The 15163-nt window shown below is 59.2% G+C and carries 12 protein-coding genes; 2 read left to right on the plus strand and 10 right to left on the minus strand.

Translation table 11 applies throughout. The features are described from left to right. Nucleotides 1-75: 75 nt before the first annotated feature. The 8 genes from JNJ66_06655 to truB all read right to left on the minus strand — a co-directional run bounded on the left by JNJ66_06655 (nt 76) and on the right by truB (nt 10005). Entirely contained in the window at nt 76-2262 is a 2187-nt protein-coding gene (locus JNJ66_06655; GenBank protein ID MBL8160108.1) for a ribonuclease J, read from the minus strand. A 77-nt stretch (nt 2263-2339) separates the two neighbouring features. Beyond that, on the minus strand, nt 2340-2927 hold the full coding sequence (locus JNJ66_06660; GenBank protein ID MBL8160109.1) for a uracil-DNA glycosylase: 588 nt from the start codon (nt 2925-2927) through the stop codon (nt 2340-2342). A 304-nt stretch (nt 2928-3231) separates the two neighbouring features. Next, the gene (locus JNJ66_06665; GenBank protein MBL8160110.1) at nt 3232-3696 is read right to left on the minus strand and encodes a C40 family peptidase; all 465 of its coding nucleotides are present in this window, start codon (nt 3694-3696) and stop codon (nt 3232-3234) included. Between the two features lie 595 nt (nt 3697-4291). Beyond that, nucleotides 4292-6454, minus strand: coding sequence for a polyribonucleotide nucleotidyltransferase (pnp, locus tag JNJ66_06670; protein ID MBL8160111.1), 2163 nt, complete (start codon nt 6452-6454; stop codon nt 4292-4294). 240 nt (nt 6455-6694) lie between these two features. Continuing rightward, complete coding sequence (locus JNJ66_06675; GenBank protein ID MBL8160112.1) at nt 6695-7234, minus strand: NUDIX hydrolase; 540 nt, start codon at nt 7232-7234, stop codon at nt 6695-6697. Between the two features lie 54 nt (nt 7235-7288). Then, nucleotides 7289-8737, minus strand: a complete 1449-nt coding sequence (locus tag JNJ66_06680) for an ATP-binding protein (protein MBL8160113.1) — start codon at nt 8735-8737, stop codon at nt 7289-7291. Between the two features lie 260 nt (nt 8738-8997). Continuing rightward, nucleotides 8998-9264, minus strand: coding sequence for a 30S ribosomal protein S15 (gene rpsO / locus JNJ66_06685; GenBank protein MBL8160114.1), 267 nt, complete (start codon nt 9262-9264; stop codon nt 8998-9000). A 48-nt stretch (nt 9265-9312) separates the two neighbouring features. After that, nucleotides 9313-10005, minus strand: coding sequence for a tRNA pseudouridine(55) synthase TruB (truB, locus tag JNJ66_06690; protein MBL8160115.1), 693 nt, complete (start codon nt 10003-10005; stop codon nt 9313-9315). 24 nt (nt 10006-10029) lie between these two features. Between truB and JNJ66_06695 the strand changes: the two genes are divergently transcribed. Beyond that, on the plus strand, nt 10030-10731 hold the full coding sequence (locus JNJ66_06695; protein MBL8160116.1) for a PIG-L family deacetylase: 702 nt from the start codon (nt 10030-10032) through the stop codon (nt 10729-10731). Between the two features lie 62 nt (nt 10732-10793). On the opposite strand, the gene JNJ66_06700 is transcribed toward JNJ66_06695, so the two are convergent. Then, the gene (locus JNJ66_06700; GenBank protein MBL8160117.1) at nt 10794-13907 is read right to left on the minus strand and encodes a hypothetical protein; all 3114 of its coding nucleotides are present in this window, start codon (nt 13905-13907) and stop codon (nt 10794-10796) included. A 155-nt stretch (nt 13908-14062) separates the two neighbouring features. Further along, nucleotides 14063-14539: a hypothetical protein gene (locus tag JNJ66_06705; protein MBL8160118.1), complete on the minus strand. Its 477-nt coding sequence runs from the start codon at nt 14537-14539 to the stop codon at nt 14063-14065. A gap of 209 nt (nt 14540-14748) precedes the next feature. Here JNJ66_06705 and rpsT point away from each other — a divergent pair, with 209 nt between their 5' ends. Further along, complete coding sequence (gene rpsT, locus JNJ66_06710) at nt 14749-15162, plus strand: 30S ribosomal protein S20 (GenBank protein ID MBL8160119.1); 414 nt, start codon at nt 14749-14751, stop codon at nt 15160-15162. The last annotated feature ends 1 nt before the right edge of the window (nt 15163 follow it).

Consider the following 15163-nt stretch of genomic DNA (forward strand, 5'->3'; position numbering starts at 1 on the left):
TTTGTCAAAATAAAACAGCACCCTTCCCTGCCCGCGTGGGCTCAGTCAGAGTGCTGTCTCCAGAGGCAGACCGGGCTATGCGCCCACTTCCCGCTCCGCCGGCTTGACCGCTGGCGGCGGAATGATCGGCTGGCGCGGATTGCGGCGGCCTTGACCAGGCTGACGGCCACGGCCGGCGGCAGCGGCAGCCGGTGCGGTCTGGGCGGCGGCACGGCCGGTGGCGCGGGCGTTGACGCGCTCGCCGGCAGCCGGGGTGCTGGTGGCGGCGCTGACCTCGTTGATGACCGGGATGACAATCGGGGTGCGGCGGGTCTGGTCATAGAGGATGTGGCTGATGTCGTCCTTCAGCTCTTTCTTGACCAGGTCGAGGTCACTCTTGCGGCCGGGGCCGAAGCTGCGGGCCACCTTCTGCTTGAGGTACTGGCGGATAAGGCCCATCAGTTCCTCGCTGTCGCGCAGGTAGATGAAGCCGCGGCTGATGATATCCGGGCTGGTCAGCAGCCGGCCGCTTTGGCGGTGCAGCGTCAGTACGACGACGAACATGCCTTCGGTGGCCATGTGGATGCGGTCCTTCAGCACCACCTCACTGACCTCGTCACCGGAGTCGTCGTACATAATGCCACCGACCGGGATGCGGCCGATCTTGGCGGCGGTGCCGTCGTGTTTGAACTCGACGACATCACCGGCGTCACAGACGAAGATGTTTTCCTTGGGGATGCCACATTCCTTCTCGGCCAGCTCGGCGTTGTGGACCAGCATGTGGAACTCACCGTGGATCGGCAGGTAGTACTTGGGGTTGAGGGCGTTGATGAGCTTGACGTGGTCGTCGTAGTAGCCGTGGCCGGAAAGGTGCAGCGGGCCGGTGTGGTCCAGGTGGCTCTTGCCGTTCTGGAAGACGTCGGAGCCTTCGCGCATCAGGCCGTCGACGGTGCGGACGACGTACTTCTCGTTGCCGGGGATCGGGTTGGAGCTCAGTACGACGATGTCGGTCGACTTGATCTTGATGTGCTTGTGCGAGCCGCTGGCCATACGGTTCAGCACGGCATTGAACTCACCCTGGCTACCGGTACAGACGATGGTCACCTTGCCGTCGGGGTATTTGACCAGATCTTCCATCTTGACGATGGTGTCCTTGGGGACGCGGATGACGCCGGAGCGCAGGGCGACCTCAAGGTTCTGAATCATGCTGTAGCCGGCGAAGGCGACCTTGCGGCCGTGTTTCTGAGCAGCTTCCAGGATCATCTGGATGCGGTGGATCTGGCTGGAGAAGCTACTGATGATCAGGCGGTTATTGGGGTGGCGCTCCATTATCTGCTCGAAGCTCTCTTTGATCTCGTGCTCGCCGTGGTGGTGCGTGCCTTCGCTCTCGCAGTTGGTGCTTTCGTTCATCAGCAGCAGGATGCCCTCTTTGGTGGCGATCTCGGTCAGGCGTTCCAGGTCGAACTGCTTGCCGTCGACCGGGTTTTCCTCAAAACGCCAGTCTCCGGTGTCGACCAGGGTGCCGATCGGCGTACGGATGACGACGGCGGTCGCGTCCGGGATGGAGTGGTTGACGCGGACCAGCTCGATACCGAAGGAGTCACCCAGCTGGATGCGCTCGTGCGCGTCGGGGTTGAGGATGTGCATTTCCGGCTTGAAACCGCTGGTGGCCTCCTCCATGGTACGCTCCAGCATGCCCATGGTGAACTTGCTGGCGTAGACCGGAGCCGGAATGCGGTGGATCAGGTGGCGGAAGGCGCCGATGTGGTCCAGGTGGCCGTGGGTAAAGACGACGCCGCGGATCTTATGCTTGCGCTCCTCCAGATAGGTGATATCCGGCACGATGTAGTTGATGCCCGGGTAATCGCTGCCCGGGAACAAAAAGCCCATGTCGATGACGATGATGTCGTTGTCGTACTCGATGGCCATCATGTTCTTGCCGATGCCCATCTCGCCAAGGCCGCCGATGGGAATGACCTTCAGGCTGGGCAGTCCGCGACCGTCGGCCTGCTGCATGCGGCGCTTGGCCTCGTTATTGAGGACGAACTGCTTACCGCCGTAGCCGTTGTATGGTGATTTGTTGACCGGCACGGTGATGACGTGCTGACTGGCGGTCATATTGACGTTCTCGCTGACGCGCCGGGCGGCGCGCTGGACCTCGCCGCGGCGGGTCTGGGTGCGGGCCAGGATGGTATTTTGCTGCTGATTATTGTTCTTACCGTTGTTGTTCGGCCGTTTACTGACGTCATCGGCTTGCGGTTTGGCTAATCGGCGTTGTCCCATGTAGTGTTACTTGTCTCTCTTTCTGCCGCCTGCCAGGAAAATGTATCGGCACGGCGGCTGTTATTAAACCTTAGGTGTTATGTGTCGCTTTTGCTCAGCTCGACGATGCGCGGCAAACGGGCAAAATCATCGAGCAAGGTAGCGCGCAGGCTGCCGTTGTAGAGCGCTGCTGCCGGGTGGAACAGCGGTACGACGACTATCCGGCGTTCTCCGAATTGGATGCGCTTCGGCTCGCCATGGATCTGGCTGATCTTCTGACCAGGCAGAAAATACTCCATGCTGTGCCGGCCAAGCGTGACGACGATGGCGGGCGCAATCACATCCAATTGTCGGATGAGAAACGGCCAGAAGGCCTTCTTCTCTTCCGGCAAAGGGTCACGATTGTCCGGCGGCCGGTATTTGACGATGTTGGTGATATAAATATCCTGGCGCTCCAAGCTGACACTGGCCAGCATCTCGTCCAGAAATTTACCGGCGGCGCCGACGAACGGCAGCCCCTTCTCATCCTCGTTCTTGCCTGGCGCCTCGCCGATGAAGACGATATCGGCGTCAGGATTCCCATCCCCCATTACCAGCTGCGTCGCGGTCTTGGCCAGGTCCGGGCAGACATTCTGGGCGAGAATATCTGATGCGATCTGGTCGAGAAGTTGCTGCTTGGTACTCACGTGGTCGTATAGGTGCTTTCACTGAAGGCCCGGTGGACCCTTCGTTTAACATTTAGTGCTATATAACGCTTGAGGCGTTGTTAGAGACTGGTATTGAGATTACCGTCATTATAGCACAGACACCTGTGGTGCGCAAGATGGGCCCTCCAAGTAGTGCGCGAGGTGGGGCGCCCGATGGCTTCGGAGCCCCACCTCTTGCACTAACTCGATCTTGCCTTGCCACTTGCCTGGTTCACACCTGCCCGGCCTGTCCGGGCCGCAGCACCCTCCGACGCCGCTGCGGAGCTGGGCTCACGCAGGGGCGTCAGAGACGGCGGGCGGTGTTGAATTTCTTCCAGTGCCAGGTCATGTCGACGACCTTGACGGACGACTTCCTGTTGGGCGCGTGCACCATCTTGTTGTCGCCAAGATAGATGCCGACGTGCCCGACCGGCTTGTAGAAGAACACCAGGTCGCCCGGCTGCAGGTTGCCCTTCGACACCGGCGTGCCAGTGCGGGACAGGGCCCGGGATGTCCGCGGCAGATCCTTCTTGCCGTTGGACTTGTAGGCGTAGTTGACCAGCCCCGAGCAGTCGAAGGCCCGGGGGCCGGCCGCTCCGTAGCGGTACGGAGCACCCACCTTGCTGAGGGCCGTCTTCATGGCGGCCTTCCTGGTCGCCGAAGAGGCTACCAGCTCGATGCCCGTGCGGCTGGCGGCCGACGGCTCGGGCGGAGCTTCATCTTCGACGGGCAGGGCCTGCCACTCCTCGAGCGGGATGTCCAGAGCCATCTCTTCCTCGTTGATGACCGGCGTGCGGTCGCTCAACTGGATGAGATCGTACTTGATGCCGACACCAAATGCCGTCAGAGCAAGCCCGACGACGAGCACGAGAGCGTAGAGCCGCCCGGACAGAAAGTCCTTGGGCGACCGCTTGCGGCGCCGTGGAACGGTGGTGCGCTGGCTAGCTGGGCGCGGTGGCACAGTACCCTCCTCGGGGTAGATGCGATCGGTCCGGTGCAGCCTTGCCGGCCACCGGATGATAAAGATTGAGTTAGTGCATGAGTGAACGCGTACCTGAGGGATCGCCCCGGTACCGACGCTTCACTCGCGTCCTCTTGCGGCATTGCCCGCACAGACTCGTCTCCGAGTCAAGAACACTAGCAATATACCACAACTTACCTCTGTTGTCAACACTAAAAGACAAAACGGCCGCGAACGGCCGTCAGTCTCTGTGGTCACCCCGCCCTAGTGGGCGCGGGCCCGTCGTTTCTTGATTGCCTGCCACACCTTTGGTGCAGCCCAGCGCAGAAACATCAGGAAGAGTTTTGATTTGAGAAGTCTGAGTAGCAGTACTGGCATCTGACCTCCTATCACTTACTTATGGTTACTTGATGGCCTCCGGCTTGGCATCCTTACCGGCACGGGCGGCATCATTCGTCCCGGCACGGGCGGCATCATCCTTAGCGGCTTCCGTCATGCTCAGGTTCAACCGGCCCTGGTCATCAATAGCCGTCAGCTTGACCCGCACCTTATCACCCTCGCTCACCACGTCGGTCACCTTCTCCACGCGGCTTTCGGCCATGCGCGAGATGTGCACCAGGCCGTCGCGGCCAGGCATGATGTTGACGAAGGCGCCGAATTCCATGATCTTGACGACGATACCATCGTAGATGCGGCCGACTTCCGGCTCGGCAACGATGTTTTCAATCATCTGGATGGCGGCGGCGATGCTCTTCGCGTCGACCGCGGCCACCATGACCAGGCCGTCGTCGTTGATGTCGATCTGGGCGCCGGTCTCGGCGATAATCTTGTTGATGACTTCCCCGCCCTTACCGATGACCTCGCGGATCTTTTCCGGCTTGATCATGATCTTCTCGATCTGCGGGGCGTACGGGCTCAGCTCCGGGCGCGGTGCGGCCAGTGTTTCCAGCATGTGGGCCAGGATGTGGGCGCGGCCGGGCTTGGACTTGTGCAGTGCCTCACGCAGGACGGTGACCGGCAGGCCATGGACCTTCATGTCCATCTGGATGGCGGTGATGCCTTTCTCGGTACCGGTGACCTTGAAGTCCATGTCGCCGGCGAAGTCTTCGGCGTCGGCGATGTCGCTCAGGACGTATGGGGTATCTCCATCCATCATGAGTCCCATGGCGATACCGGAAACCGGGCGCTTCAGTGGCACACCGGCGTCCATCAGGGCCAGGACGCTACTACAGGTGGCGGCCATGCTGGTGGAGCCGTTCTGGCTCATGATCTCGGTGACGCTGCGGATGGCGTACGGGAAGTCCTCGATGGCAGGCAGCATCGGGATAACGGCGCGCTCAGCCAGGTAGCCGTGACCGATTTCGCGGCGGCCCGGGCTACCCAGGCGCTTGACCTCGCCGACAGTGTAGCCGGGGGCGTTGTAGTGGTGCATGTAGCGGCGCTGGCCATCGTTAACCTCCATCGTGTCGACCAGCTGGGCGTAGCTGAGCGGTGCCAGCGTGACGATGTTCAAGGCCTGGGTGACGCCGCGGGTAAACAGGCTGGAACCGTGGGTGCGCGGCAGGAGGCCGACCTCGCTGCTAAGCTGGCGGACTTCATCGAGCCCCCTGCCATCCGGACGCGTACCACTTTCGACGATACCGCGACGAACGTCCTTGTGCAGGGCGCTCGTAAAGGCCTCATCGTATTCGCCATGCAGAGCCTGGTATTCTTCTTCGCCGACCTTCTCGATCATGGCGGCATGGAACTGGTCGCGCAGGTCGGCGATCAGCTCGTTGCGCTCCGGGTACGGGCGGTGCAGCGTCTTGCCCAGCTTGCCTTCGACCCATTCGTCAACGACCTTCTGGATGTCTTCGTTCGGCAGGATCAGTTCGTAGGTCTGCTCGGCCGGCTTCAGCTTGGCCACCAGTTCCTTTTGCAGGGCGATGGCTGGCTGATAGGCGGCGAAGGCCCATTCCAGGGCGTCGGCGACGACGTCTTCACTGACCTCGTCGGCACCGGCTTCGACCATGGTGATACCACCTTCAATACCGGCGACGACCAGGTCGAGGTCGGAGGCCTCACGTTCTTCGGCCGTGGCAAAGGCCTTGAACTGGCCGTCCACGCGGGAGACGCGCAGGCCGGCGACCGGACCGTCAAACGGCGTGCCGGTCAGGCTGAGGGCGGCGCTGGCAGCGATCATGGCGACCATGTCGGGGCGGAAATCGGGGTCCATCGAGAGGACGCTGGCCACGACCTGGACTTCCTGGCGGTAACCCTTCGGGAAGAGCGGGCGGATCGGGCGGTCGATGAGGCGGCCGATCAGGATGGCTTCATCGCTTGGACGGCCTTCCCTTTTGATGAAACGGCTGCCGCTGATCTTGCCGCTTGCATAAAACTTTTCTTCGTAGTCGATGCTCAACGGGAAATAGTCCATGCCGCTGATCGGCCGGTTGCCGACCATGGTAGTGCCAAGCACGACGGTATCGCCGTAGCGCACCAGGACGCTGGCGGTGGTGCGGAAGCCGACACGGTTAACTTCGAGCGTCAGGGTACGGCCGGCCAGTTCGGTCGAGACCGAGATGATGTCTTTGCCGGTTGGGTTGATAGTTGGCATACGGGGTATGTCCTCCTCATAAATTTGTTCATGTCGGACCAGCCCTCTTTTGTACGCCTCGTGATAAGTAACGGGTACAGACTTTCTGTTAAAGAATTCCTATATCCACCACTTACCGTCTTGGCGCCAGGGCGACTGTCCAGTTCTTATTATACCGTATGGCCAGCCCCTGCCCTACGGTCTGGGCAGTGATAATTTTTACGCCGCGGCCTATTGCCACAGATCAGGGCGCTTGGACTGCAGCAGTGCCCAGGCAGCCAGCAGCGAGAAGTTCGTCACTTCGTCCTGAACAATCAACGTGTCCACCTGTTGCACCGTCAGCCAGCTTGAGGCAATATCTTCTTCAATGTCGGCGTTGAGAATGCCCGCTTCGGTGGCACCCTCTGCCACAAGGACGTGCATCTTATCGGCGCTGCGCCGGTTGTTGGGATAGTACCAGCCGATCGGCTGGTAGGCCTCGGCCACATAGCCGGATTCTTCGCGCAGTTCGCGGACAGCGGCTTGCAAAGGCGTCTCCCCTGCTTCGATGCCGCCGCCGGGAAATTGCCAGAGCACTTCATTCATAGGATAAGAATATTCCCGTTGAAGGAGCACCCTGCCGTCCCGCACCGCAATGATGGTGACAGAGCCTCCACTGGGGCCGAAGGTCAGGTATGGGACGATCTGGCCGCTGGGCAGCTCGACTTCATCCTCAACCAAAGTGATCCGGGGATGTTTGATAATTTCTTTAGATGAGACACGTCTCCACACAACACACTCCTCGCCACTTCCACCCAACAGAAGTCTTCGGCTAGATACAGAAGATTATACCATATAAAAAATTGACAGGGGCAAGAATAGAATATTTGAAGTCTTATCTACACGCAATGAGGTAGCGCTCAAGACTATCCCATAATCACATTTCACATCTCTCATCGTATTTGCAACCTGTTTGGATGTTTTGCGGCCCAACCCCACTTCAATTGCGATCCTTGCGCCCGCTTTTGTTTGAAGCATGAAATCTGCATGCCCTTCACCTGCATTATAGGTGAAGTCAGCCAAGCGTCGAGTAGTGAATTCGCGGTACATGTACAGCCCCACCAAATCTTCAAGCAACCGCCCTTTTCGCGTCTCATCTGTTGCAGCGAGGCCGGCAATTTGATGAAAAGTAGCGCGTATCGCCGGACTCATGAATAGATACTTTTTAGGCTTTGACACTGCAATCGTCACCGTACCCCTTGACGGCACTTCTATCAATAGTTCCGTCCTCACAAGAGCATCTAGCAGCTGACCGACTAAACGGGGATCTTTTATACCATACTGCGAGAGCGCAGCTGCCAGCTTTGATCGGCTAATCACATCGCCGTCAGCAAGCATAAAGAGCAGCGGCTTCACTGCGTTAAGCGATGTACTATCAAAGTTGTACCCTTTGGCCAGATCTTCATTAATTATTCTTTCGATTAGCGAAATAATATCGTTATATACTTGTGCCGGATTTGTCTCATTGATTAAAAAGGGTAACGACCCTGTGTACATAAAATGTGTAAATGTCGAGACATCAATTTTAGCCTGATACGCTCTGATTGACGGCAACAATCGAATCAGCCTTCTATGTGCCTGGCTGGCGTCACGACTGAGGAAGACCGCTTCTTTAAGTGAATTTTTAAGGCCCACTTCTGGCATAACGTTGAACCGCAACATTTGATACTCGCAGTAGTTTAATGGATAAAGAGGCTCAAAATGTGCACGACGCACCATATTGGCGTCTTTCTTCAGATAGATTGCCGAGGAACCACTGCAAACTATGAATAGTTTACGGGTACGTTCGTGCAAAGAGAAAAGTATCTTACCCCAGTTTTCATCCTCTTGCACTTCATCCAAGAACAAAAAAGTTGGCTTTTCTAAGCGCTCTAAGCTACCGCCAATAATTAGTTCGTACTGCTCTATGGCTTGCTTCAGTGTTCCTCCCATTACATTAACCACGTCATGCAAGCTTATTCTTAATAAATTTACATCTGTCCCATACGTATCTTGAACATGCTTGTAGTACTGAGCCAATAGCGTACTTTTACCAACGCCTCTTAATCCAGGTATGATAACCCAGCGTCTAGTATTCTTGCCCGTCATATAGTCTGCGGAATACTGGCGCATTTTTACCATCATGAAACGCGAAGGGAGTGCTTTGCCATTAACATCTTTTGTCCATCCCTCTATCCAGGCATCTGCATTCGCAATTTGTTGCTGAACATAACCATATATTGCTTGTTCTATCATGTAATGATGATACATTACAATGCATCATCATTACAATAGTTTGATACATTGCAATGTATCAAAACTACCATATCTTAAGACATTACAGTGCATCAGAGACAAAATAAGTTTAATACTCATCTGTTAAATACTTTTTTTAATGAACACGCTTATGGTTGGCTTTTTGTTACTTTTAAATTAAACCGGTTAGCCAAAACAAATATACTAACTTCTTAAACTAAAACTGCCACCCGGAGGCGGCAGTCTATTAGACCATAGTCTTACTTGCGCAGACCAAGCTTACTGATAAGGGCAGCGTAGGCTTCGAAGTCTTTGCTCTCGAGGTAGCGCAGCAGCTTCTTGCGGCGGCCGACCATCTGGAGCAGACCGCGGCGAGCCATGAAGTCGTGCTTGTTGGCCTTGAGGTGCTCAGTCACCTCTTTGATGCGGGCGGTCAGAATAGCTACCTGCACCTGCGGCGAACCGACATCAGTCTTGTGGGTCTGGTTATCAGTGATAACCTGGTTCTTTGCTTCACTTGTAATCATATCGAAGCCTATGGTATCAGATGTTGAGAGGCTTGACAAGCACGGAAACTATATTTTTATGGCGCTGGCGACATCATACTGGGCGATGCGCGTCCGGCGCAGCTGGCTGCAATAGGCACCAGTGCCCAGTACCTGCCCGACATCCTCGGCCAGCGTCCGGATGTACGTACCGCTGGAAACATGCGCCCGGACGGTTACTTCCGGGTATGTATAGTCCAACAATGACAACGTGTGGATGGTGACCGTCCGGGTCGGCATCTCGACCACTTCCCCTTTGCGGGCCAGTTTATAGGCGCGCTGCCCGTTGATCTTGATCGCCGAATACGCCGGCGGCGTCTGTTGGATTTCGCCGTTGAACCTGCCAAGGGCCAGTTGGACGGCCTCGAGTGTCGGCTCGGCGTCGCTGACAGTGGTAATTTCGCCCTCCGGATCGCCGGTCGAGCTGGTCTGGCCCAGGCGGAAAGTCGCCTCATACACCTTATCGAGCTTCGAGAACGTGCCGGCGTTGCGGCACTCCTTGCCCACCACCAGGATCATCAGGCCGGTGGCAAAGGGATCAAGCGTGCCGGTGTGGCCGACTTTTACCTTCGGCCGCTTCCCCGTGCCCTGTCCGGCCGCTGTTGTCGCCGCCAGATGGTCGCCAAGCTGCCGCCGGACGCGCGCCACCACGCCAAAACTGGTCATGCCAGCGGGCTTATCCACCAGCAGGATACCGTCGGGTAATACATCAGTGATATTCATTATCGTTAATAGTACAATAAAATCATGAAGAACATATTGTTCGGCATTTTTGCGCATCCTGATGACGAAGCCTTCGGTCCTTCGGCAACGCTGATGAAAGCGGTGGATGCCGGCACAGAACTGCACCTTATCTGCCTAACCGACGGCCAGGCCGGCGTCAACCCGGACAATGTCCCTAACTTGGGAGCAGTGCGCCGCCACGAATGGATCAGCGCCGGGCGGGCGCTCGGCGCTACCGGGCTCTACCCCTTGGGATATCAGGACGGCCATATCTGCCACTCGTTGTACGAAGAAATCGGCGACAAGATTGAAACACTCATAAAAGGCGTCTGCACGGCCGCCAGGGATGATGTCCACCTCAGTTTCATCACCTTTGACCAGAACGGTCTGACCGGCCATCTGGACCACATCGCCGCCAGCTTCCTGGCCACCAAGATGTTCTGCTGCATGAAGAAAGACCCGCCCGCCCGGACGGTGGTCAAAGAAATTGCTTACTACTGCCTGTCTTCCAAAATGGCGCCGACCAAGGGCGAATGGTCACACTACTATATGCCGATGGGCCGGCCGGCCGAATTCATCAACCGCCGGGTCGGCGTGCGGCCGCTGTTGCCCCGCAAGTATGCGTTGTTGCGCCACCATCACTCGCAGCGGGCCGATGCCCAGACATTGCGGTCGCTGGGCGATGAGGCCCAGGGCGTCGATAATTTTCACGTCGTCCACGCCTGATAGTATCCCTCCCCGGCACTACAACCGCCCCGTCAGACACGGGGCGGTTTGCTGCTAAGGGGCTACTGTCCAGGGATGCGGTATTGACCAGGGCTTGGTGGCGCGGCCGGTGCTGGTGCCGGCATCGGCGGCGTCAGCGGCGGCATATCCTGCGGCAAGGCTGGTGGCACCCCAAGGTCCGGGGCGGCTGGCAGCGGCGAACCGAAGGCCGGTGCGCCCGGCAGTGGCGGCAGGCCGGCTGGCAGCGGCGGCGCCATCGGGTCGGGCAGCGGCGCCAGAGGCGGCTGTACGGCCGGATCTGGCAACGGCGGCACGACCGAAGGTGCCGGCATGTCCATCATAGCCGGTGCGGGCGGCATGGCCGGCGGTGGCGGTGGCGGCAGCGGTGTGGCTTCGTAATCTGCGGGCAGGTCACTGGTGGCCGGTGTGTCGAAGGATGGCGCGGGCAGCGGTGCCAGTGGAGCCAATGGCTCGTACGGCGGTGCGACATCAGCCGGCAGTTCTGCGACTGGTACCGGCGGCAGCGCAGCGGCTGCCGGGTCGACCGGCGGCAAGGCGGCCAACGGGTCGGCAGACGGTGCCGGCGGCGGCAGTGGCGCTATGACAGGCGCGGGTTGTTCCAGGGCTTCTTCCAAGGCCTGGCGAGCCGCATCAAGACTGGGGCTGGCTTCGCTGATGCTATCACTCAACGGACTGGCAACGTCTGAAGCCGGTGGTGGCGGCGGTAGTGGCGGCAGCGGCAGCGGTGCCGTCACATCGACGCTCGGACTGACCAGGCTGTCAGCGACCGATGGCTGCTCCGGCTCTACCCTGCCCTCTGCCGGTGCGACAGGATTCGGCTCGGGCAGTGATACCGGCGCGACCGGCCGGCTTTCGCCGCCATCATTGTGGCTCAGGATGGTGTGGTTGCGGCGGCTGGCCTCTTCCGCCTCGCGAGCCTTATCTTCGGCGGCCTGCTGGACGGTGGCGCTTAATGAGCCGCCAAGCGATGGCTCGTTCATCAGGTCGCGTGACATCCAGGACGGCTGTTCGGCCGGGATGGAGCTGTGCGGCTTCTCAATCTTAGGTTCGGAACGCGGTACGTTATCGAAATCAAGGGCAGGAGCCGGGGCCGGCGCGGGTGCCGGAACGGGCTGCTGCGGCGCGGGGTCTGCTATAGGTGCTGGTTCAGGCTCAGGTTCTGGTTCAGGCTCTGGCTGTGCTTCCACTACCGGCTCCTGGATAGCTTCAGCGGCAGGCTCGGGCACCGGCTCAATAATCGACTCCGGTTGTGGTGCTGGCACGTCCACCTGCACGGGCTCGGCTAAGGCCGCCGGTTGTGGCGCCTCGATAGGAATCTCAGGCGTGGGAATGAAGGTCGGCGGCGTCGGAATGACGGCATCATCATACTGCTCACCGTCCTTATTGTTGCGACGCCTGCGCTTACGGCCGGACTTACCCTCTTTCTGCTCTGGTCCGGGCGTCATTATCGGCGCGACCGGCGGCAACTCCGCCTGGTCACCGCCCTGGTCTGCGGGTTCGGCTATTGCCGTGTCGCCGGACTCTTGAGTGAATGCCTGACCGGACTCAGGGCCGGCTTCAGGCTCCGGTCCGGCCTGGGTAAAATTTGGCGCGGTCTCCTGGCTGTCATCAGACACAGCGGTGGTGTCGTCAGCAGCAGCAGGCTCCTCGGCCGCCGGTGCCGGCTGGGGTGTGTCGGCGTAGGGCTGGGCCTGCTCCGTCGTCGGTTCGGCGTATGGCTCGGCGGTGTCGGCTTCGGCAGCCGTGAACTCGGCCGACGCATCAACCGGCGCATCAGCCCGATTATCAACCGGCGCATCGTCGGCCGGTATCTCGACGGCCGGCCCGGGCTGTGGCGCGGACTGCTCTTCCGCCTGCGGCTCAGCCTCTACCTGCTCATCGGTCAGCTGGCCGGCATCGGCGCCTTCCTCGGCTTCAATGTCATTCTCAATCTGTTCAGCGCTGGGGATCTGCTGGTCATCAACCGGCGGCAAGGTGGCCAGCTCGGCCTCCGCCTTGTTGATGGCTTCCTGGCGGCGCTTCTCGGCCAGGGTATCGGGGTCGAGCCCGTATTCGTCAGCGGTACCGCGCGGCACGGCGGCAGCCTGGAAGGCCGGTGGCAACGCAGCGATAGCGGCGGCATCCTCGTGGCTGATTTCAAGCTCACCGTTCGGGTTCGGTTTCTTTTTGGGTGGTTCCGGCGGTGCCGCGGGTGCGGGTGCCGGTGCGGCGGCGTCGGCAGGCTTGTCAGCAGCAGCCGGCTTGCCCTGCCCGGCCTGGTTCTTGCCAGGTGCAGCAGTATTCTTATTACGCCCGGACTGATCCTGGCCCTTCTCATCACGCAGCTGGACAACGGTAGCATCTTCCTTATCAGACTTCTGGTCGGGGCGGCCCGGGCCGGCCGGCTTGGCAGACTGCGCGGGGCGCTCCTGCAGTTTGGAGGCGATCAACTGCTGGTTGGCACCGGCGGCCATCAGCTGGGCGGCCATGGTCATGACGCGCGGCGAGGTCTTCTGATTGCTGAAGCGGCCGGTGGCAGCGACGATACCAGTCAACAGCGCCGTGGCGATCTGCTGGTCAAGAATGCCGGGCTGCAGCGCTTCGCTCAGGCTCATCAGCATCTCGCTCAGGCTGGAGACATTGCCCTCCTGCCAGTCGATAGAACCCAGATTATTGCCTTCGTGCTTGGCACTGATGGTGATGACCGTGGCATCATGCAGGATGCGGCCGTGGGCCGAGATGGCCTTATCAATCTCTTCGCGGCGCTCGACACCGAGGGCGACGATGGTCTCGACATTGAAGTCACCCTGGCTGAACTCCAGGTCCTTCTGGGTGATGACGGTGCGGTACGGGGTGATGAAAATGCGCACCATGTTGCCATCGACCTTGTACTTGATACGGCCGGCCTTCTGCTTGTCCAGGGCGACGATGAAATCGCGCAGACTATCAACCGTCCCTTCGAAGGTCTTCTGCGGCTCCAAAAACTGGATAGCCGGCGGCATCGTGCCGCTGAAGACCGCCGTGGCCGTCTTCTTCATCTTATTGAGCATCAGGGTCAGCGCCAAGGCCGCCGTCAACTCATCGACCGAGGGATTGGTGCTGACCGTCACCAATATGTTGGTCGTGTTTTTCAACTTATCGACAATCTGCTGTTTCGCTTGCTGGCCGCCGTCCATGGAGTCTCTCTCTTTACTCTGTTTGTTTAAAGGTATTTTTTGCATTGTATCATAAGAATTTTGGAAATTGCAAATCGCTTATGGACATGAAAACGCCCCCTCCGCGGACGTTTCCATCGACGCGGATGAGGGCATGGATGCCAGTACGGGCACGGCTACCAATCGCCGCCGTACCCTGCCTGTCTCAGGCGTTGTTTGAGCTTATCCAGGTCGGGCCCGTGGAGCGTAATCTCCTGGGAGATCGTACCGGCGCGGAGCTGGCAGAGGATGCCGGTTTCGATTTCCCCCTTCATGGCCATCCGGGTGGCCCGGAAATTGAGGCCGCCACCGCCACGACGGCGCGGGGCGCTGCCCTTGGCAGCGGCGACGTAGACGTCTTCCGCCGCCGAGAGCGACGGCGCGTCTTTGACGCCACCATCAGGGGTAGAAACCTGGGCGCCGGCCACTTTGAGGCGCTTATTGCGCCGCCCCACGCGGCTCAGCTGCTTGAAGGGTCCGAGCCTGATGGCAGTTATCTCTTCCCAGCGCTCCAGTTCCTTCAGCAGCTTTTCGAGCTCCGGGATGTGATAGTGGTGGTTGCCACCGCTTACCTTACTGCCGTACTTGCGCTTCCTGGGCGCACTGCGTGCCATGGTTGGCTCCCTTGTGTCGGAGTGGGTATGCTGAACAGCACCTTGAACCGTGAGGGTGTATTTATTATTATAACATATACTTTGCAGAAACACAACTAAGCCCGCTTCTCCGGCCTCACACTTTACAGAGAGCGCTATATCAGTTATAGTATTCCCTTGAAGTTCATATAAGCTTTAATTTTAACGTGTGAGAAGGACAAAGAGACTCTATGCCAATCATCAAATCCGCTATCAAGCGTATGCGCCAGACCGCAAAGCGCCGCGCCCGTAATGTCAGCCTGAAGCGTGACATCAAGGCCGCCGTCAAGAACCTGGTATCCGCCCCAAGTGCCGCCAACCTGTCGGCCGCCCAGTCCGAGATTGACACCGCCGTCAAGAAGGGCCTGCTCAAAAAGAACACCGCTGCCCGCCGCAAGGCCGTCCTGGCCAAGAACGCCAAGGCTGCCGGCCTGAGCCTCGGTGGCGCTGCCGCCGAAAAGCCAGCCAAGAAGACCGCAGCTGCAGAGCCAGCCGCCAAGAAAGCCGCACCAAAGAAAGCGGCTGCTCCAAAAAAGGAAACCGCCGCCAAGGCTCCGGCCAAGAAGCCGGCTGCCAAGAAGACCGCCGCCAAAGACGCCAAGTAGT

This window comes from Candidatus Saccharibacteria bacterium, from assembly GCA_016789455.1.
Lineage (GTDB): Bacteria > Patescibacteriota > Saccharimonadia > Saccharimonadales > Saccharimonadaceae > CAIJKY01.

What these genes read in the sequence shown, in the direction of transcription:
- JNJ66_06655 (MBL8160108.1), bottom strand. Translation starts at nt 2,262, where the DNA reads ATGGGACAACGCCGATTAGCCAAACCGCAAGCCGATGACGTCAGTAAA.
- JNJ66_06665 (MBL8160110.1), bottom strand. Translation starts at nt 3,696, where the DNA reads ATGGCTCTGGACATCCCGCTCGAGGAGTGGCAGGCCCTGCCCGTCGAA.
- JNJ66_06680 (MBL8160113.1), bottom strand. Translation starts at nt 8,737, where the DNA reads ATGATAGAACAAGCAATATATGGTTATGTTCAGCAACAAATTGCGAAT.
- rpsO (MBL8160114.1), bottom strand. Translation starts at nt 9,264, where the DNA reads ATGATTACAAGTGAAGCAAAGAACCAGGTTATCACTGATAACCAGACC.
- truB (MBL8160115.1), bottom strand. Translation starts at nt 10,005, where the DNA reads ATGAATATCACTGATGTATTACCCGACGGTATCCTGCTGGTGGATAAG.
- JNJ66_06695 (MBL8160116.1), top strand. Translation starts at nt 10,030, where the DNA reads ATGAAGAACATATTGTTCGGCATTTTTGCGCATCCTGATGACGAAGCC.
- JNJ66_06700 (MBL8160117.1), bottom strand. Translation starts at nt 13,907, where the DNA reads ATGGACGGCGGCCAGCAAGCGAAACAGCAGATTGTCGATAAGTTGAAA.
- JNJ66_06705 (MBL8160118.1), bottom strand. Translation starts at nt 14,539, where the DNA reads ATGGCACGCAGTGCGCCCAGGAAGCGCAAGTACGGCAGTAAGGTAAGC.
- rpsT (MBL8160119.1), top strand. Translation starts at nt 14,749, where the DNA reads ATGCCAATCATCAAATCCGCTATCAAGCGTATGCGCCAGACCGCAAAG.